This is a genomic window from Streptomyces sp. NPDC045021, assembly GCF_056432645.1.
This window is the reverse complement of record NZ_JBWKIQ010000014.1, coordinates 92,332-110,488: the sequence shown is the minus strand read 5'-3', so window position 1 is coordinate 110,488 and position 18,157 is coordinate 92,332. Positions and strand designations below refer to the sequence as shown.

Sequence of the window (18,157 nt, the reverse complement as noted above, 5' to 3'; positions counted from 1 at the left end):
GGCGACATGATCCCCGTATGAGCAGCACAGATACCCGCAGTGACCACCGGATCAGCCCGATCTTCGTGGGGATCGCGGCGGTCATGGCCGTATCGGGCTGGGCGGTGTGGACCGACTTCTCGTCGAGCCCCGGCTTCGCCGTCTTCCTCTTCGTGGTGTCCGGGTGGGTGGTCTCGCTGTGCCTGCACGAGTACGCCCACGCCCGCACGGCGCTGCACAGCGGGGACATCACCATAGGTGCCAAGGGCTACCTGACGCTCAACCCGCTGAAGTACACGCACGCGCTGCTCAGCATCGTGCTGCCGGTGCTCTTCGTGATCATGGGCGGCATCGGGCTGCCCGGCGGCGCGGTCTTCATCGAGCGGGGGCGGATCCGGGGGCGCTGGAAGCACAGCGCGATCTCGGCGGCCGGACCGCTGATGAACGTGCTCTTCGCGATTGTCCTGATGCTGCCGTTCGCCTTCGGCGCGACGGACTCCTGGCCGGTCGGCTTCCTGGCGGCGTTCGCGTTCCTGGCGATGCTCCAGGTGACGGCGGCGGTCCTGAACCTGCTGCCGGTGCCGGGGCTGGACGGCTACGGGATCATCGAGCCGTGGCTGTCGTACAACTTCCGCCGGCAGGTGGAGCCGTTCGCGCAGTTCGGTCTGCTGGCGGTCTTCGGGTGCCTGTGGATCCCCGAGGTGAACGTCGCCTTCTTCAACTTCGTCTACACCGTGATGGGCTGGTTCGACGTGCCGGAAGGCGCGACCAGGTTCGGCTATCAGCTCTTCAGGTTCTGGGTCTCCTGAGCCCTGGCGTCGGCCTTCGCCCTGCGCAGGTAGTACCAGCACATGTTGCTGGACAGGCCCGCCAGCAGGATCCAGACGACACCGGTCCAGCTGCCGTTCGCGAAGGAGATGACGGCCGCGGCGACCGTGAGCACGCACACGGCGAGGGCGTAGACAGCAAGGCGGGGCATGGGGAGGAGCTCCTGTCCGGAAACCGGTGACATACGGTCCCGACGATTGTCCCCCACACCCCGCCGTGCCCCACGACCCGCCGGCCGGGCCGGCGACTACACGTCGGTGACGCGCAGCCCGGCGTGGGCCTTGTAGCGGCGGTTCACCGAGATCAGGTTGGCGACCAGCGACTCGACCTGGTGCGCGTTGCGCAGCCGGCCCGCGAAGACGCCGCGCATCCCGGGGATGCGGGCGGCCAGCGCCTGGACGAGGTCGGTGTCCGCGCGGACCTCGCCCAGCACCATCACGTCGGTGTCGATCTCCGCGATCTCCGGGTCGGAGAGCAGCACCGCCGACAGGTGGTGGAAGGCGGCGGTCACCCGGGACTCCGGGAGCAGCGCGGCGGCCTGCTGGGCGGCGCTGCCCTCTTCGGGCTTCAGCGCGTAGGCGCCCTGCTTGTCGAAGCCCAGCGGGTTGACGCAGTCGACGACGAGCTTGCCCACCAGGTCGTCGCGGAGCGACTCCAGGGTCTTGGCGTGCCCGTCCCACGGCACCGCCACGATCACGATGTCGCTGCGCCGGGCGCACTCCGAGTTGTCCGCGCCCTCCACGCCGAGACCCAGCTCGTCCGCGGCGGTCTGCGCCCGTTCCGCGTTGCGCGATCCGATGATCACCTTCTGCCCGGCCTTCGCCAGCCGGTACGCGAGCCCGCGGCCCTGGTCGCCGGTGCCGCCGAGCACGCCGACCACCAGGCCGGACACGTCCGGGAGGTCCCAGGGGTCCTTGGCCGGAGCCTTCGGGGCGGGCGCGGAAGCGGTCGCGGGGGCCTTGTTCACATCGTCAGGGGAAGTCATGCGGGCGATCCTGCCACGCCCCACGAACCGCCACTCGTTACGGGGGAAGTGCGGAGAGCGGACCCGTGCGGTGCCACCGGTCCGGCAGGATGCCCGGCATGGACGCTGTACGCGTGGCGCTGTTGCGGGAAGTACTGGCGGGGACCGAGTGGCTCCAGAGCACGCGGTCCTTCGCGGGATCGCTGCGGGCCTCGGTGCACCGCCGGCCCGGCGGGCTGCTGCTGGTGGGGACCCGGGGGTACGAGCCCTGGCACCTGGCGGCGCACCTGGACGACGAGGCGGCGTGGAGCGGGCTGACCGGGCTGTCGCCGACGCTGGTGCGGTTCCGGATTCCGGCGGGGGCCCCGGCCCATCTGGCCGTGGGACTGCGGCGGCTGGAGGCCGCGCGGCGCGGGGAGACGGTGTTCGTGGTCAGCCCGCAGGCTCCGGGCGCCGCGCTCCTGGAGCGGGTGGCGGACGCCCGCCGGGCCGGCGCGACCGTGCTGGCGATGGACGCCGGCGACCCGGGCCTGCGGGAACTGGCGCACGACGCGCTGACCGTACCGCCGGAGCCGGAAACTGAAACGGAAAGCGAACCGGCTCCGGACCCGGACCCGGCGCCGGTGGAAGCGGCAGCCCCCGCGCCGATGGGGATGGATCTGCTGCAGCATCTCGTCGCCGCCGCGGCCGGCGAGAACAGCCTGCCCGCCGCCCGCCGCCACGGCTCGTTCCGCGACCGGCTGTCCCGGCTGGCGGAACAGCTGACGTCACCGCCGCCCGCCCGCTGGTAGCGGCACGCGGCACGCGGCAGCCGTCCTCGATGACCGTCCGCGAAGATCCGGCCCCGGGCCCAAAACCATTTGCCCCCCGCGGCCCGGAGGCGGAGCATGCGAACCCGTGAACGACAGCCCGCCCGAACCCGGCCCGCCTCCGTCCCGGCTGAGAGCCCTGCTCCCCGACCTGGCCCCGTGGCGCTCCTCGCGCGATTTCCGCCTCATGTGGATGGCCGGGGTCGTGACGGTCTTCGGCAGCTTCCTGACCTTCGTCGCGCTGCCGGTGCAGATCAAGGAACTGACCGGGTCCGCGGTCGCCGTCGGTGCGATCGGCGCAGTCGAGCTGGTACCGCTGATCGTGTTCGGGCTGTACGGGGGCGCCCTCGCCGACGCCATGGACCGCCGCAAGCTGATCCTCTACAGCGAGGCCGCGCTCGGTCTGCTGTCGGCACTGCTGCTGGCCAACACGCTGCTGCCGCGTCCGATGGTGTGGCCGCTGTACGTGGTGGCGGCGCTGTCGAGCGCCCTGACCGGGCTGCAACGTCCGGCGCTGGACTCGATCGTGCCGCGGATCGTCGCGCACGACCAGCTCTCCGCCGCGGCGTCGCTGAACGCGCTGCGCTGGCAGGTCGGCGCCATCGCCGGCCCGTCGCTGGCCGGGGTGCTCATCGCCTTCGCCGGTCTGTCGTGGGCGTACGCGATCGACATCGGGACGTTCGTGTCCTCGGTCGGCCTGGCCGTGGGACTGCGGCCGTCACCCGCCGCGCACGACGCGGACAAGCCGTCGCTGCGCGGTATCGCGGAGGGCGCGCGCTACGCCTGGAGCCGTAAGGAACTGCTCGGCACGTACGCGATCGACCTGGCGGCGATGTTCTTCGCCTTCCCCACCGCGATCTTCCCGTTCCTCGCCGACGACCTGCACGCGCCCTGGGCGCTGGGCCTGATGTACGCGGCCGGGTCGGTCGGTTCGCTCGTGGTCAGCATGACGAGCGGCTGGACGTCGCGGATCCACCGGCACGGCCGGCTGGTGGTGGTCTCGGCGATCGGTTGGGGGCTGGCGATGGCGGTCGCAGGCTGGATGGGCGACATCTGGCTCGTCCTGCTGCTTCTGGCGGTCGCCGGCGGCTGCGACATGGTGAGCGGCATCGGCCGGAGCACCATGTGGAACCAGACGATCCCGGACGAGTTGCGCGGCCGGCTGGCCGGGATCGAGCTGCTGTCGTACTCGGTCGGGCCGCAGCTCGGCCAGGTCAGGGCCGGTGGCATGGCGGCGCTGACCAGCGCCCGCACCTCGGTCTGGAGCGGCGGCGTGGCCTGCGTGGCGGCGGTGGGGCTGCTGGCCCTGGCCCTTCCCCGGCTGATGTCGTACGACGCCCGGACCAATGAGCACGCCGTGCGCATGCGGAAGGCCAAGGCCGAACCCGCCGCCTCGTCCGACCCGTCCGCCGTGCCCGCCGCTTCCCCGGCGGGCTGACGCGTCCGCTCCGGCGCGTCAGGTGCCGGACGGGCCGGGCTCGTCGTCGGCGCCCGCCTCCTTGTCGTGCCAGCGGGGGTCCGTCTCCCATTGGAGGTTGCGGTCGGCCGCCGTCTGCATCGCGTGCTCGGCCTCGCCGCGGGTGGCGTACGGGCCGAAGCGGTCCTTGGCCGGGCACTCGGGCCCCTCCTCGACCTTCTTGTGCTCCAGGCAGTAGAACCACTCGCCGGGCTTGCCGGTCGGCTTCTTCGCCCTGAACAGCGCCATGACTGCCTCCTGATGTACGAGTACCTGCCGCCAGCCTGCCCGATCGCCCGCCGATACACTCGTCGCCATGTCTGGTCAGTCGCTTCTCGTTCCCGGCAAGCTCTCCCCGCCGCGCCCGGTGCCCCCCTCGATCCCCCGGCCCGAGTACGTGGGCAAGCCCGCGCCGACTCCGTACACCGGGCCGGAGGTGCAGGACGCCGAGACCGTGGAGAAGATGCGGATCGCGTCGCAGATCGCCGCCCGGGCGATGGTGGAGGCGGCCAAGCACATCGCCCCGGGGGTGACGACGGACGAGCTGGACCGTGTCGCGCACGAGTACATGTGCGACCACCGCGCCTACCCCTCGGACCTCGGCTACCGGGGCTTCCCGAAGTCGCTGTGCGCATCGATCAACGAGGTCATCTGCCACGGCATCCCGGACTCGACGGAGCTGCGCGACGGCGACATCGTGAACCTGGACGTGACGGCGTTCATCCACGGGGTGCACGGCGACACCAATGCCACGTACCTGTGCGGTGACGTCGACGAGGAGTCCCGGCTGCTTGTCGAGCGCACCGAGGAGTCGCTGAACCGGGCGATCAAGGCGGTCAAGCCCGGCCGGGCGATCAACGTGATCGGGCGGGTCATCGAGTCGTACGCCAAGCGCTTCGGCTACGGGGTGGTGCGGGACTTCACCGGGCACGGCATCAACACGTCGTTCCACTCCGGGCTGATCGTGCCGCACTACGACGCCCCGCACGCCACCACCGTGATCAAGCCGGGCATGACGTTCACCATCGAGCCGATGCTCACACTGGGCACCCACGACTACGACATCTGGGAGGACGGCTGGACGGTGGTCACCAAGGACCGCAAGCGCACCGCCCAGTTCGAACACACCCTGGTCGTGACCGAAACCGGCGCAGAGGTGCTCACGCTGCCATGACGGGAGCGGGGGCGCGCCGCGACGCGCCCCCGCGTGCACCGGTGAGACGGGAATCACTGGACTTCACCGGACCCTGCGGGTACTACAAAGGCAAGGCTCAGATAAGTTAGGCCAGCCTCACCCGGCCAACCCGTCTTGAGCGTCCTTGAGCAGCCTGGAGCCCCGTATGTCCGCAGCCCGTCTCTCCGTCGTCACCGCTGTCGCGGTCGCGGCCGCGCTCGCCGCTGTCAGCGGCTGCTCCGAGAAGACGGACGCCAAGGCGTCCGACGCGGTCCAGGTCACCGCGACCGACGACTCGTGCAAGGTCTCGAAGACCAGCTTCCCCGCCGGGCACGTGAAGTTCGCGTTCGAGAACAAGGGCTCCAAGGTCAACGAGCTGTACGTGTACGCCCCAGGCGACAAGATCATGACCGAGCGGGAGAACATCGGCCCCGGCACCAAGGCCGACATCTCCGCCGAGCTCAAGGCCGGCGAGTACGAGGTCACCTGCAAGCCCGGGATGAAGGGTGACGGCCTGCGCACCAAGGTCACCGTCACCGGCGCGAACGCGCCGAAGAAGAACGACCCGCGGCTGGACACGGCCGTCGCCGAGTACCGCAAGTGGGCGCAGAGCGAGGCCGACGCCACGCTGCCGAAGGTCAAGGTCTTCACCGACGCGGTCGTCAAGGGCGACATCGAGGGCGCCAAGGCGGCCTTCGCCCCGTCCCGCACCGGCTGGGAGTCCACCGAGCCGATAGCCGAGTCCTTCGGTGACATCGACCCGAAGGCCGACACCCGCGAGGACGGCCTGGAGCCCGGCCAGAAGTGGACCGGCTGGCACAAGCTCGAGAAGTCGCTCTGGGCCGACAAGAAGATCACCGAGGACGACAAGAAGCTCGCCGCGCAGCTCTACACCGACCTCACCGACTGGCAGAAGCGGGTCGGCACGGCGGAGATCACCCCGACCAGCATGGCCAACGGCGCCAAGGAGCTGCTGGACGAGGTCGCCACCGGCAAGGTCACCGGTGAGGAAGACCGTTACAGCCACACCGACCTGTCGGACTTCAAGGCCAACGTCGGCGGCGCGCAGAAGGCCTACGAGCTGCTCAAGCCGGTCGCCTCGCAGAACAACCCCGAGCTGGCCAAGGAGCTGGACAAGCAGTTCACCGCGATCAACACGCTGCTCGACAAGTACCGGACCGGCGACACCTTCGTCTCGTACGACACCGTGAACGCGGCCCAGCGCAAGGAGCTCTCGGACGGCGTCAACGCGCTGGCCGAGCCGCTCTCCAAGCTCGCCGCGGCCGTCGCGAAGTAACGGAGTTCTTCCATGGCTGACGAGATCACCACCGAAGCGAGTGCGCCCCGGACGGACGGAGCGGACGTGGACACCACGGCGGAACGGGCCAGGGGCCCGGTCTCCCGGCGGGCCGTCATCGGCTGGACCGGGGCCGGCATCGCGCTCGGCGCGGCCGCCGCAGGTGGGGCCGCCGCGGCGGTGCGCACCGGGAACGACGTCCAGCCGGCGGGCGCCGCGGGCGACGTCATCGCGTTCCACGGCACGAACCAGGCCGGTATCACCACCCCGGTCCAGGACCGGCTGCACTTCGCGTCCTTCGACGTCAAGACCGAGGACCGCGCCGAACTCATCGCGCTCCTCAAGGAGTGGACGGCCGCGGCCGCCGCGATGACGGCCGGCAAGCCGGTCGGCGCGGGCGCCGTCGGCGGTCTGCCCGAGGCCCCGCCGGACGACACCGGCGAGGCGCTCGGCCTGCCGTCCTCCCGGCTGACGATCACCGTGGGCTTCGGCCCGACGCTGTTCGAGAAGGACGGCAAGGACCGCTTCGGCCTCAAGGCCCAGCGCCCCACCGCCCTCGTCGACCTGCCGGCGTTCCCGCACGACAACCTCGACGCGACCCGCAGCGGCGGCGACATCTGCGTCCAGGCCTGCGCGGACGACCCGCAGGTGGCCGTGCACGCGATCCGCAACCTGGCGCGCATCGGCTTCGGCAAGGTCGCCGTGCGCTGGTCGCAGCTGGGCTTCGGCAAGACCTCCTCGACGACGCCCGACGAGCAGACTCCGCGCAACCTGATGGGGTTCAAGGACGGTACGCACAACGTCGCGGGCACCGACCGGGCCACGCAGGACGAGCATGTGTGGGCGTCCGCGAAGGACGGCGCGGCCTGGATGACCGGCGGCTCGTACCTCGTCGCCCGGCGCATCCGGATGCACATTGAGACCTGGGACCGCACTCCGCTCAAGGAGCAGGAGGACATCTTCGGGCGGAACAAGGGCGAGGGCGCGCCTGCCGGCAAGCAGCGCGAGCACGACACCCCGAACCTGAAGGCGATGCTGCCGACCGCGCACGTCCGCCTGGCGCACCCGGACAGCAACGCCGGGGTGACGATCCTGCGCCGCGGGTACTCCTTCACCGACGGCACGGACGGCCTGGGCCGGCTCGACGCCGGGCTGTTCTTCCTCGCCTACCAGCGCGACGTGCGGTCCGGGTTCATCCCGGTGCAGAACCGGCTGGCGCGCACCGACGCCCTCAACGAGTACATCCAGCACGTCGGTTCCGCGCACTTCGCCTGCCCTCCCGGTGTTCGCGACAGCGCCGACTGGTGGGGCCGCGGCCTCTTCGAAGGGAAGTGACCGGCGGTGATCGGCAACTATCTGATCGGGCTGCGCGAGGGCCTCGAAGCCAGCCTGGTCGTCTGCATCCTGATCGCCTACCTGGTGAAGTCCGGGCGCCGTGACACGCTGCTGCCGATGTGGATCGGCGTGGCAGTTGCGGTCGTCATCAGCGCCTCCTTCGGCGCGCTGCTGCACTACGGCTCCTCGTCGCTGGACTTCGAGGCGCAGGAGGCGCTCGGCGGTTCGCTGTCGATCCTCTCCGTCGTCCTGGTCACCTGGATGGTCTTCTGGATGCGGCGCACCGCGCGGCATCTGAAGCGCGAGTTGCACGGCAAGCTGGACGCGGCGCTGGCCATGGGGACCGTCGCGATCGTCGCGACCGCGCTCCTGGCGGTCGGCCGCGAGGGCCTGGAGACCGCGCTGTTCGTCTGGGCGGCGGTGGCGGCCGCCGGTTCCGAGGACGGGTCGACGCAGCCGCTGATCGGCGTCGCGCTGGGCCTGGCCACCGCGGTGGTGCTCGGCTGGCTCTTCTACCGCGGCGCGTTGAAGATCAACCTGGCCAAGTTCTTCACCTGGACCGGCGCCATGCTCGTCGTGGTCGCGGCGGGTGTGCTCGCCTACGGCGTGCACGACCTTCAGGAGGCCGACTGGCTTCCCGGCCTCGGTTCGGTCGCCTTCGACATCAGCTCGACGATCCCGCAGGACAGCTGGTACGGCACCCTGTTGAAGGGCGTCCTCAACTTCCAGCCGGATCCGACCGTCGCCCAGGTCACGGTGTGGGCTCTGTATCTCGTACCGACCATGGCCTTCTTCCTCGCCCCCGGTAGGGTTGCGCCGACCGCAGCAGCCCCGAAGGAGCCGACGCCCAATGACCCGCCGCAGGTTGTCCCTGACAGCCGCAGTTCTGCTTCTCGTGCTGTTGCCGGTGACGGGGTGCGTGACCGTGCACGGGGAGCAGGCGCTCGTACCGGCGGTGACGAAGGCTGAGGCCACCAAGGCCCTCGACCGTTTCACCCGGCTCAACAACGACGCCAAGCGGAGCTACGACCCCGCGACGCTGGAGAAGGCCGAGACCGGCGCGCTCGGCGCGATGGACCACGCGGGTCTGACGGCCCGGCACGCCAACCACCCGGAGGGCAATCCGGCCGCCGTGCCGGTCAAGCTCACCGACGCGCACTTCCTGATACCCAAGCAGCGCGGCTGGCCCAAGTGGTTCGCCGCCGACGCCGCCAGCAGCGCCGGCGGCGCCCGCTGGCTGCTGCTCTTCCAGCGGTCCTCCGTGAGCGACCCGTGGAAGGCCTCGTACCTGGCGGTCGTCGCGGCCGACCGGATGCCGAAGTTCGCTCTGGACAGCGACGGCTACGCCGAGCCGGTGCCGCTGGACGACTCGGGGCTGCTGGTCGAGCCCGGCCGGCTCAGCTCCGCGTACACCTCGTACCTGCAGAGCGGCACCGCGGCGACGCTCGCCTTCGCCGACGGCTCCCAGACCTCGCAGCTGCGCCAGGAGCGCAGCAAGGGCGCGCGCTCCTCGGCGGCGGTCACCGAGTACGCCGACCAGGCGGTGGGTGTGGGCGAGTTCCCCCCGGTGGGGCTGCGGACCACGGACGGCGGGGCGCTGGTGTTCTTCGCCTCCCGCCACCAGTCGCGGCTGACCACGCCGGGCAAGCCGTTGAAGGTCGACGACCCCAACACCAAGGCGCTGATGACCGGCACCCCGAAGAACTCGGTCACCCTGATCCGGGTGGCGGAGCAGGCCGTCACGGTCCCGCCGGCGAACGACGCGCAGGGGAAGGTCGTCTTCCTGAGCCGTCTGCTGGGTCTGGTCTCCGCCAAGGGCGAGTGAACCGGGCCGGCCGGACCGGCCCTGGCGGTCAGAGCCGCCAGCCCACCGTTTCGGGGACGTACTCGACCTGTGCGCAGGAATCCATGAGGACCTCCAGGAGCGGCAGCGGGTCGGGGAGCGGGCGGTCCGGGCCGCGGTCGGGCAGCCAGGTCACGGCGCCACCGGTGGGCAGTTTGGCGGGCGGCAGCAGGACGTAACTGCCGCGGCAGTGCCAGCGCAGGCCGGGATGCTCGTCGACGGTCTCGGGATGGCAGTCCAGCTCGCAGGGCCACCACTCGTCCTCGTCGACGGGGGTGCCGCGGGTGGCGGTGAAGAACAGCAGCCGGTCGTCCCCGTAGGCGGCGACCGGGCCGGCGTCCCCGCCCTCGGCCGCGAGCCGGTCCAGCGCGATACGGCCCGCGTCGGCCGGCACGTCCAGGACGTCATGGCTGGCGCCGGTGGCGGAGATGAAGTTCGCGAGCGGCTGGGTGCGCAGCCAGTGGTCGATCTTCTGCGGATCGATGGTGGCCTGGGTGTGCCAGGCGAAGGAGACCGGGTGCATGCCCGGGGTGGGACAGCCCACGCGGTCGCAGGAACAGCCGTAGCCGGAGGGGTGCGCGGCCGGTGCGACGGGGAAACCGGCGGTGGCCGCGGAACGGATCAGATCCTCGCGGAGCAGGGCGGGAGCAGATCCGGGATCGCTGTCCGAGCCTGCCGATCGGCGGCGCAGCCACTCGGACAACCTGCTCTTGCCTGCCATCGGGCTCCTTCCCTCGCCCCCGCGTCCACAGTCAACGGTACGCGGGTGGTGGGGCTCATCCTGCCTCTTGTCCGGAATGAACGCACAGCCGGGGTGGAAGGAGTGGAGTAGCGTGGTTCCCGACAGGCTGTCGGCATCCTCTTGACTTAGGTATACCTAAGTTGCACGGATTGCGGCACGCCCGAAGCAGGAGGTCCCCTTGACGCCGTCCCCGTTCTCCACCGTGATCCGCACCGCCAGCCACGATCAGCACACCGAGGCCGAGAACTCGACCTTCATGAGCGATCTGCTCGGCGGACGGCTCGGCGTGGACGCGTACGCCCGCTACACCGAGCAGTTGTGGTTCGTCTACCGGGCACTGGAGGACGCTGCGCAGTCGCTGGCCGGGGATCCGGTCGCCGGCCCCTTCGTCCGCACCGAACTGCTGCGCGTCGCGGAACTGGAGCGCGACCTGGACCACCTGCTCGGCGCGGGCTGGCAGCAGCGGTCGGTGCCGCTGCCCGCCACCGCGGCGTACGCGGAGCGGGTCGCCGAGGTCGCCAGGACGTGGCCCGCGGGGTATGTGGCACATCACTACACCCGCTATCTGGGGGACCTGTCCGGCGGACAGGTGATCCGCGGCATCGCGGAGAAGACCTGGGGATTCGAACGCAAGGGTGACGGCGTGCGGTTCTACGTCTTCGAGAAGATCGGGAACCCGGCCGCGTTCAAGCGCGAGTACCGCGAGCTGCTGGACGCCCTGGCCGTCGACGATCTGGAGAAGCAGCGCGTCGTGGACGAGTGCCGCACCGCCTTCGCCCTGAACAGCGCCGTCTTCGCCGACCTCGGCCACTGCTACCCGCTGAGCGCCTAGCACCTGCCCGGCCCGGAATCACGAAGACGCCTGCGGGACCCGAAAGGCCGGGCCCCGCAGGCGTCTTCGCGTGCCGGGGACGCCGCGCCAGGGGGAGGAGCTGCTCAGCGCGGTGTACCGGCACCCGGTCGAGGTGCTCGCGCACCCCAGGACCGGCGGTCCGCTCGTACTCCCCCGCCGGTAACGACCCGGTGCGCCGGGAAAGCCGGTGCGATAGGCCGCCGTGTATGAAAACGATCGTGCGAACCACCCAAATGGTTCGATGCGTTTCGGCCGCCGAGGGTGGACGATTTGTGCGCGTACGTAACCCCGATGCGCGTACGCAGCCCCCATCGGCGTTCCGCCGGAGCCTCAAACGACGAGGAGCCCGCATTGCGCACAGTCCGCACCGCCACACCCCGGCGGTACCTGATGTGCCCGCCCGAGCACTTCCGGGTGACCTACTCGATCAATCCGTGGATGGACCCGGCCAAGCCGGTCGACCCCGTACTCGCGCTCTTCCAGTGGGAGGAACTGCGGGACCGCTACCGCTCGCTGGGCCACACCGTCGAGGTCCTCGCCCCGGTGGGGGACCTGCCCGACATGGTCTTCGCCGCCAACGGCGCGACCGTCGTGGACGGCCGGGTGCTCGGCGCCCGGTTCTTCAACGCCGAGCGGACCGCGGAGGCGCCGGCGCACCTGGCGTGGTTCCGCCGCAACGGATTCACCGAGGTGCGCGAACCGCAGCACATCAACGAGGCCGAGGGCGACTTCGCCGTCACTTCGGAGTGGATCCTGGCCGGAATGGGCTTCCGCAGCAGCCCGCTCTCGCACTCCGAGGCGCAGGAGTTCTTCGGCCGGCCCGTCATCGGACTGGAACTGACCGACCCCCGCTACTACCACCTCGACACCGCGTTCGCCGTCCTCGACGACGCCACGGGCGAGGTCATGTACTACCCGGACGCGTTCTCGCCCGGCAGCCGCAAGGTACTGGCCCGGCTCTTCCCCGACGCTCTGCTCGCGACCTCGGCGGACGCCGCCGCACTCGGGCTGAACGCCGTCAGCGACGGACACCACGTACTCCTCCCGCGCGGCGCCACCGGGCTCTTCGCACCACTGCGCGAGCGCGGTTTCGAACCCATCGGTGTCGATCTGTCGGAGCTCCACAAGGCGGGCGGCAGCGTGAAGTGCTGCACCCAGGAGCTGCGGTAGTTACCGTGCCAGCATGTCCTCCACACCCGCATCCTCACCCGCTTCGTCCCGTGTGCCGAAGCGTTCCTCGTACGACGCCGTGATCGTGGGCGGCGGCCACAACGGTCTGGTGGCCGCCGCCTATCTGGCCCGTGCCGGGCGCAGCGTGCTGCTGCTGGAGCGGCTGCCGGTCACCGGCGGCGCGGCCGTGTCCGCCCAGGCGTTCACCGGGGTCGACGCCCGGCTGTCGCGCTACTCGTACCTGGTCAGCCTGTTGCCGAAGAAGATCACCGAGGAGCTGGGGCTGCGCTTCGCGGTGCGCCGCCGCCGGATCTCCTCGTACACGCCCTACGGCTGGGGGTCCCCCCGGCCGAAGGTTGGGGGAGGACTGCTGGTCGATTCGCAGGATCCGTCCCGCACCCGGGAGGGCTTCGTGCGGCGCACCGGCTCGGAGCGGGACTTCGAGGCGTGGCAGCGCTTCTACGCGATGACGCGGCAGGTGGCGGAGCGGGTCTTCCCGACGCTGACCGGGCCGCTGCCGTCCCGGGCGGAACTGGAACGGATCGTGGACGATCCGGCCGCCTGGGAGGCGCTCTTCGAACGGCCGCTGGGTGAGACCGTCGAGGCGACGTTCGAGGACGAACTGGTCCGGGGCATCGTGCTCACCGACGCGCTGATCGGCACGTTCACCCACGCCCACGACGAGACGCTGCGGCAGAACCGCTGCTTCCTCTACCACGTCATCGGCGGCGGGACCGGCGACTGGGACGTGCCGGTGGGCGGCATGGGCGCGCTGACGGACGCGCTGGCCGGGGCGGCTCGCGCGGCCGGCGCGGAGATCGTCACCGGCTGCGAGGTGACCGGGATCGCGACGGACGGCGGGCGCGCCGAGGTCTCCTTCGAGGGCGGCCGGGTGGGGGCCGGGCACGTGCTGGTGAACGCCGCCCCGCACACGCTCGCCGGGCTGCTCGGCGAGCCCGCGCCACCCCGGCCCGAAGGCGCCCAGCTCAAGGTCAACATGCTGCTGCGCCGGCTGCCGCGGCTGCGGGACACCTCCGTGGACCCGCGGGAGGCGTTCGCCGGCACGTTCCACATCGCGGAGTCGTACGGCGAGCTGGCGACCGCGTACGAGGAGGCCGCGGCGGGCCGGATCCCGGCCGCCCCGCCGTCCGAGATCTACTGCCACTCGCTCAGCGACCCCTCGATCCTCTCCCGCGCCCTGGCCGGCCAGGGTGCGCACACCCTCACCCTCTTCGGCCTGCACGCCCCCGCGCGGCTGTTCGACGCCGACCCGTCCGGTACGAAGGAGGCCCTGCTCAAGGCCACCCTCGCCCAGCTCGACGCGGTCCTGGCCGAGCCGCTGGCCGACTGCCTCGCACTGGACGCGGACGGCCGGCCGTGCATCGAGGCGAAGTCCCCGCTCGATCTGGAGCGCGAGGTCGGGCTGCCCGGCGGCCATATCTTCCACCGCGACCTGAGCTGGCCGTACGCCTCCCCGGACACCGGACCCTGGGGTGTGGAGACCGAAAATCCCGCGGTGCTGCTGTGCGGCGCCGGCGCGGTGCGCGGCGGCGGGGTCAGCGGGATCCCCGGGCACAACGCGGCCATGGCGGTCCTGCACGGGACGGCCGGCGCCGGGGGCGCGCCGCAGGGCTGAAGGACGGCCGACCGGCCCGATCGGCGATACTTCGTCGGGTACGCACCGAGGAGGGCACGATGACAGGTCGGCAGTGGCGCAGAAGCGGGAGCGGGGGCAAGTGGCACACCCTCGACGAGAGCGGCGGCGCGCTGCCCGCGCCCCGCAAGTGCACCGCGGACGTGATCGTGGACTGCGCCGTCTACGAGGACGGCAAGCGCTCCGCGACCCTGCCGCCGCGCGAGGCGCTGGCCGCCGCCAGGGAGCGGGGCGGTTTCGCCTGGATCGGGCTCTACCAGCCGGACGCCGAGCACCTCGTGGAGATCGCCGATGTGTTCGGCCTGCATCCGCTCGCGGTGGAGGACGCCGTCAAGGCGCACCAGCGGCCGAAGCTGGAGAGCTACGGCGACACGCTCTTCCTGGTGCTGAAGACGATCGTCTTCGTGGAGCACGAGAAGCTGACGGCGACCAGTGAGGTCGTCGACACCGGCGAGATCATGATGTTCCTGGGCAAGGACTTCATCGTGGTCGTCCGGCACGGCAGCGCGCCGGGCCTGTCCCGGGTGCGCAGCGCGCTGGAGGGCCGACCGGAGATGCTGGCGCAGGGTCCGGCGGCGGTGCTGCACGCGATCGCGGACCAGGTCGTCGACGACTACCTGGACGTCGCGGACCGGGTGGAGCTCGATGTGGACCAGCTGGAGTCCGATGTGTTCTCGGCCGGACACGGCGACGACGCGGAGCGGATCTACCAGCTCAAGCGCGAGTTGATCGAGTTCAAGCGGGCGGTCCATCCGATGGCCCGCCCGCTGCGGAGCCTCGCGGACGATCCGCACCCGATCATCGGCGCCGAGGTGGCCCGCTATCTGCGGGACGTCGCCGACCATCTCTCCCATGTGCGGGAGCGCCTGGCCGGTTACACCGAGTTGGTGGACGGGCTGTTGTCGGCCAATCTCAGCCAGCTCGCCGTGCAGCAGAACACCGATATGCGGCGTATCAGCGCGGCCGCCGCGATCCTGGCGATCCCGACGATGATCGCCGGTTTCTACGGAATGAACTTCGAGCACATGCCGGAACTGAAGTGGACCTTCGGCTATCCGCTGATGCTCGGCGTCACGGCGACGCTGTCCGCGGTGGTCTACCGGGCCTTCCGGCGCTACGGCTGGCTCTAGGCCGGGCTTTCCCGCACCCCGCCCCTTCCCGAAACCGGGGCTCGCTCCGCCCCGGACCCCGGTCGTCAGCCCCGGCTGTCGCCGGGAGCTGCGGCCAGGACGGAGTGGATCCTCAGCCCGCCGCTGGCGGCCACGTGTCGCCCCAGTCCGCGTCGCGGGCGGCGCGGTAGAGGTCGCCGTGCCGCTTCTTGGTCATGATGCTGCGGGAGAGTCCGTCGTCCCGGGTGCACAGGTCGAGCAGCACCTGCCCCTTGCGGATCTGCGGGTGCCGCACGACGCGCGCGGCGGCAGGCGTGGCGGGGAAGCGGGCGGCCGCCACGTAGCTGAACTTCTCGTCCTCGTACGGCAGTGAGCCGCCCTTGATCTGGCGGTGCAGCGAGGAGCGGTTCACGCGGGCCGCGAAGTGGCACCAGTCGGTGCCCTCTATCGGGCAGGCACCGTCGTGCGGGCAGGGGGCGAGCACGGTGTATCCGGCGGCGAGCAGCTGATCGCGCGCGGCGATGACCCGGGCGTAGCCGTCGGGGGTGCCGGGTTCGACGATCAGCACGGCGCCCAGCGCGGCGCGGGCCGCCTCGGCGACGACGGACGTGCGGGCGGCGGGTTCCAGCTCGCCCAGCACGTACGAAATGGTGACCAGGTCGGACTCGGGCAGGCGTACGGCGCCGCCCAGCGGGCCGCGGCGCCACTCGGCGGCGCGCACCGCGGCGGAGTCGGCGCCCGCGGCCAGTTCACGGCCGAGGGTGAGGGCGGCTTCCGACCAGTCCAGGACGGCGCTGGTGTGGGTGTCCTGCCGCCAGGTGTCGGCGACCGCCCAGATCGCCGCCCCCGTGCCGCCGCCCACGTCCAGGTGGGTGGCCGGGGCCCATGCGCCGGCCCGCGCCTGGAACTCCGCGAGCGCCGAGCGGACGGCGGCGTAGGTGGCGGGCATCCGGTACGCCGCGTACGCGGCGACGTCGGAGGCGTCCCGCAGGATCGGGGCATCGGTCGGCGTCACGCCTCGGTAGGCTGCGATCAGCCGGTCGACCGCCTGGGCCGCCTGGCTCGGCGGCAGACCGTCGAGCAGGCCGTTCAGTGCGGCGCGCAGGTCATCGGGGGCTTGCAAGGTGGACACAAGCGACAACTGTAAGGGGCGCCGCCATGGGCGCCGGACCCTTACCCTCCGCATGCGGTCCCGCACCGGGCCGGTACCGTCCGGGTGGCACCGCCTTCTGGACGCAACCATGAAGTGGACGCCCGCCATACTCTGTATGGCCATCTTGTGCAGCTGAGCTATTAACTTGGACACAACAACGGCTCGAATATACGTAAACCGCAGCGGATGACCACTCTTTTGGCCTAGCGTTCCGGTGTATCACGGCGCACTGCTACTTGGGGAAGTAGCAACCGCGCCCAGCCGGTCGCGATGTGCCAGGGGGGTCCATGCGGCGTGTCGAAGTACCCAATGGTCTGATCGAAGCCGAACCGAAACCCGTGCGGAGCAAGGCTCCGCGCGGACTCAGCGACAAACCGACGTGGTACCTGCCGGTGGCGCTCGCCGTCGACGCGGTGGGAATCGCGCTGCCCGTGGCGCTCGTGTTCCAGGCGACGCGTCAACCGTACCCAAGGGCATGCGCAGTGGTGGCCGCGGTGGCCTGGCTGTGCGTGCAGACCGGCCGGCACCGATACGCGGCGCGGTCCCTCGGCGAGTCCCGGGCCGCGTTGCCGGTCCTGTACGACTGGCTGATCCTGCTCGGAGTGCTGGCCGTGGCGCGTACCGCGGTCGGCGAGATCTCCGAACCCTCGCTGGCGCTGCTCGGGCTCGCGCCCGGACTGCTGCTGACGGCCTCCTGCCGCAAGATGACGCACCGACATCTCGCGGCGGCCCGCCGCGAGGCGCACGCGGTGCGCAAGGTCCTGGTGATCGGCGAGCCGAGCGCCGCGGACCATGTCGTCGGCCACCTGGCCGGACGCACCGACCACGCCTATGTGGTCGTCGGTGTCGTCCCGGTCGGGAACGCCAACCTCGAATGCGGCGCCCCGGTCAGTGCCCGGCTGGGCTCCGTGACGCCCAGCGCCCCGAGCGGCGACTCCGCCCTGGTGCTGCGCGCCGCCCGGGACCACCGTGCGGAACTCGTGCTGGTGGCACCGGGACCGCGGATGGCGGGAGAGCGGCTGAAACGTTTGTCCTGGGCGCTGCACGACGCGGGACTGCCGCTGGCGGTCCTGCCGGGACTGGTGGACGTGGCCGTGCGCCGCGTCCAGCTCGCCGCGCCCGCCGGGCTGGCGATGCTCCATATCGCCCCGCCCACCCGGCGCGGGGTCCAGATCCACGCCAAGTCGGCCATGGACCGGGCCGGCGCCGCCGCCGGACTGCTGGTGTTGGCACCGCTGTTCGGGCTGATCGCGGCGGCCATCCGGCTCGGGTCACCGGGCCCGGCCTTCCACAAGCAGACCCGGCACGGCCAGAACTGCGCGCCGTTCACCATGTGGAAGTTCCGCACCATGGTCGTGGACGCCGAGGCCCGCAAGGCCGAGCTGACCGCGGCCAACGAGAACGACGGCCTGATGTTCAAGATGCGCCGCGACCCCCGGGTCACCGGCGTCGGCCGACTGCTGCGCCGCTGCTCGCTCGACGAACTGCCGCAGCTCGTCAATGTGCTGCGCGGCGAGATGTCACTGGTCGGGCCGCGCCCGCCGCTGCCCGAGGAGGTGGCCCGCTACGACGAGATCGAGCTGCGCCGGCTCGCCGTCAAACCGGGTATCACCGGACTCTGGCAGGTCAGCGGACGCTCCGACCTGTCCTGGGACGAGACGGTCGCACTCGATCTGCAGTACGTCGACAACTGGTCGTTCACCAGTGATGTCGACGTGATGGCCCGCACGCTCCGTGCCGTGGTCGACGGGCGAGGAGCGTATTAGACCGGTGCCTTTCGTTCCTCCACCC

Annotated in this window: 18 protein-coding genes; 13 read left to right on the top strand and 5 right to left on the bottom strand. The window is 71.2% G+C overall.

The annotated features are described in order from the left end of the window. The first annotated feature begins 17 nt into the window (after positions 1–17). Entirely contained in the window at positions 18–788 is a 771-nt protein-coding gene (locus AC07DC_RS33720) for a site-2 protease family protein (protein ID WP_478918297.1), read from the top strand. Here the strand turns inward: AC07DC_RS33720 and AC07DC_RS33715 are convergent. Beyond that, complete coding sequence (locus AC07DC_RS33715; RefSeq protein WP_478918296.1) at positions 761–958, bottom strand: hypothetical protein; 198 nt, start codon at positions 956–958, stop codon at positions 761–763. The genes AC07DC_RS33720 and AC07DC_RS33715 overlap by 28 nt on opposite strands. 96 nt (positions 959–1,054) lie before the next feature. Then, positions 1,055–1,792, bottom strand: a complete 738-nt coding sequence (gene npdG, locus AC07DC_RS33710) for an NADPH-dependent F420 reductase (protein WP_478918295.1) — start codon at positions 1,790–1,792, stop codon at positions 1,055–1,057. Between the two features lie 98 nt (positions 1,793–1,890). On the opposite strand from npdG, the gene AC07DC_RS33705 reads away from it, so the two are divergent. Together AC07DC_RS33705 and AC07DC_RS33700 are read left to right on the top strand one after the other, a co-directional pair. Continuing rightward, positions 1,891–2,562 (top strand): hypothetical protein, encoded by a 672-nt coding sequence (locus tag AC07DC_RS33705; protein WP_478918294.1) that lies wholly within the window; start codon positions 1,891–1,893, stop codon positions 2,560–2,562. Positions 2,563–2,668: 106 nt separating this feature from the next. Beyond that, positions 2,669–4,018, top strand: coding sequence for an MFS transporter (locus AC07DC_RS33700; RefSeq protein WP_478918293.1), 1,350 nt, complete (start codon positions 2,669–2,671; stop codon positions 4,016–4,018). Between the two features lie 18 nt (positions 4,019–4,036). On the opposite strand, the gene AC07DC_RS33695 is transcribed toward AC07DC_RS33700, so the two are convergent. Then, complete coding sequence (locus AC07DC_RS33695) at positions 4,037–4,285, bottom strand: hypothetical protein (RefSeq protein WP_478918292.1); 249 nt, start codon at positions 4,283–4,285, stop codon at positions 4,037–4,039. 67 nt (positions 4,286–4,352) lie between these two features. On the opposite strand from AC07DC_RS33695, the gene map reads away from it, so the two are divergent. From map to AC07DC_RS33670, 5 genes are all read left to right on the top strand, one after another. Further along, the gene (gene map, locus AC07DC_RS33690; RefSeq protein ID WP_478918291.1) at positions 4,353–5,210 is read left to right on the top strand and encodes a type I methionyl aminopeptidase; all 858 of its coding nucleotides are present in this window, start codon (positions 4,353–4,355) and stop codon (positions 5,208–5,210) included. Between the two features lie 166 nt (positions 5,211–5,376). Then, the gene (gene efeO, locus AC07DC_RS33685; protein ID WP_478918290.1) at positions 5,377–6,507 is read left to right on the top strand and encodes an iron uptake system protein EfeO; all 1,131 of its coding nucleotides are present in this window, start codon (positions 5,377–5,379) and stop codon (positions 6,505–6,507) included. Between the two features lie 12 nt (positions 6,508–6,519). Then, the gene (gene efeB / locus AC07DC_RS33680) at positions 6,520–7,842 is read left to right on the top strand and encodes an iron uptake transporter deferrochelatase/peroxidase subunit (RefSeq protein WP_478918289.1); all 1,323 of its coding nucleotides are present in this window, start codon (positions 6,520–6,522) and stop codon (positions 7,840–7,842) included. A 6-nt stretch (positions 7,843–7,848) separates the two neighbouring features. Next, positions 7,849–8,811 (top strand): iron uptake transporter permease EfeU, encoded by a 963-nt coding sequence (efeU, locus tag AC07DC_RS33675; protein ID WP_478918288.1) that lies wholly within the window; start codon positions 7,849–7,851, stop codon positions 8,809–8,811. Beyond that, complete coding sequence (locus AC07DC_RS33670) at positions 8,693–9,667, top strand: SCO2278 family lipoprotein (protein ID WP_478918287.1); 975 nt, start codon at positions 8,693–8,695, stop codon at positions 9,665–9,667. The genes efeU and AC07DC_RS33670 overlap by 119 nt, the downstream gene beginning before the upstream one ends. Before the next feature lie 28 nt (positions 9,668–9,695). On the opposite strand, the gene AC07DC_RS33665 is transcribed toward AC07DC_RS33670, so the two are convergent. Beyond that, positions 9,696–10,406, bottom strand: coding sequence for a bifunctional DNA primase/polymerase (locus AC07DC_RS33665; protein WP_478918286.1), 711 nt, complete (start codon positions 10,404–10,406; stop codon positions 9,696–9,698). Between the two features lie 199 nt (positions 10,407–10,605). Here AC07DC_RS33665 and AC07DC_RS33660 point away from each other — a divergent pair, with 199 nt between their 5' ends. The 4 genes from AC07DC_RS33660 (at position 10,606) to corA (ending at position 15,234) form a co-directional block, all read left to right on the top strand. Next, on the top strand, positions 10,606–11,259 hold the full coding sequence (locus AC07DC_RS33660) for a biliverdin-producing heme oxygenase (protein WP_478918285.1): 654 nt from the start codon (positions 10,606–10,608) through the stop codon (positions 11,257–11,259). Between the two features lie 372 nt (positions 11,260–11,631). Continuing rightward, a complete protein-coding gene (gene ddaH / locus AC07DC_RS33655) occupies positions 11,632–12,450 on the top strand; it encodes a dimethylargininase (RefSeq protein ID WP_478918284.1) in 819 nt (272 codons plus the stop codon). 52 nt (positions 12,451–12,502) lie between these two features. Continuing rightward, complete coding sequence (locus AC07DC_RS33650; RefSeq protein ID WP_478918384.1) at positions 12,503–14,086, top strand: phytoene desaturase family protein; 1,584 nt, start codon at positions 12,503–12,505, stop codon at positions 14,084–14,086. A gap of 59 nt (positions 14,087–14,145) precedes the next feature. After that, positions 14,146–15,234 (top strand): magnesium/cobalt transporter CorA, encoded by a 1,089-nt coding sequence (gene corA / locus AC07DC_RS33645; RefSeq protein WP_478918283.1) that lies wholly within the window; start codon positions 14,146–14,148, stop codon positions 15,232–15,234. Positions 15,235–15,346: 112 nt separating this feature from the next. Here the strand turns inward: corA and AC07DC_RS33640 are convergent, their stop codons facing one another. Next, positions 15,347–16,345 carry a small ribosomal subunit Rsm22 family protein gene (locus tag AC07DC_RS33640; protein WP_478918282.1) on the bottom strand — a complete coding sequence of 333 codons (999 nt, stop codon included), beginning with the start codon at positions 16,343–16,345 and terminating at the stop codon, positions 15,347–15,349. A gap of 308 nt (positions 16,346–16,653) precedes the next feature. Here AC07DC_RS33640 and AC07DC_RS33635 point away from each other — a divergent pair, with 308 nt between their 5' ends. Beyond that, positions 16,654–18,132, top strand: coding sequence for a sugar transferase (locus AC07DC_RS33635; protein WP_478918281.1), 1,479 nt, complete (start codon positions 16,654–16,656; stop codon positions 18,130–18,132). Positions 18,133–18,157 lie beyond the last annotated feature (25 nt).

Excerpts from the sequence above, each read along its gene's own strand:
- map (WP_478918291.1), top strand. The coding sequence starts at position 4,353 with ATGTCTGGTCAGTCGCTTCTCGTTCCCGGCAAGCTCTCCCCGCCGCGC.
- AC07DC_RS33670 (WP_478918287.1), top strand. The coding sequence starts at position 8,693 with ATGACCCGCCGCAGGTTGTCCCTGACAGCCGCAGTTCTGCTTCTCGTG.
- AC07DC_RS33695 (WP_478918292.1), bottom strand. The coding sequence starts at position 4,285 with ATGGCGCTGTTCAGGGCGAAGAAGCCGACCGGCAAGCCCGGCGAGTGG.
- AC07DC_RS33705 (WP_478918294.1), top strand. The coding sequence starts at position 1,891 with ATGGACGCTGTACGCGTGGCGCTGTTGCGGGAAGTACTGGCGGGGACC.
- AC07DC_RS33635 (WP_478918281.1), top strand. The coding sequence starts at position 16,654 with ATGCGGCGTGTCGAAGTACCCAATGGTCTGATCGAAGCCGAACCGAAA.
- efeO (WP_478918290.1), top strand. The coding sequence starts at position 5,377 with ATGTCCGCAGCCCGTCTCTCCGTCGTCACCGCTGTCGCGGTCGCGGCC.
- AC07DC_RS33720 (WP_478918297.1), top strand. The coding sequence starts at position 18 with ATGAGCAGCACAGATACCCGCAGTGACCACCGGATCAGCCCGATCTTC.
- AC07DC_RS33665 (WP_478918286.1), bottom strand. The coding sequence starts at position 10,406 with ATGGCAGGCAAGAGCAGGTTGTCCGAGTGGCTGCGCCGCCGATCGGCA.
- corA (WP_478918283.1), top strand. The coding sequence starts at position 14,146 with ATGACAGGTCGGCAGTGGCGCAGAAGCGGGAGCGGGGGCAAGTGGCAC.
- efeB (WP_478918289.1), top strand. The coding sequence starts at position 6,520 with ATGGCTGACGAGATCACCACCGAAGCGAGTGCGCCCCGGACGGACGGA.
- AC07DC_RS33715 (WP_478918296.1), bottom strand. The coding sequence starts at position 958 with ATGCCCCGCCTTGCTGTCTACGCCCTCGCCGTGTGCGTGCTCACGGTC.
- npdG (WP_478918295.1), bottom strand. The coding sequence starts at position 1,792 with ATGACTTCCCCTGACGATGTGAACAAGGCCCCCGCGACCGCTTCCGCG.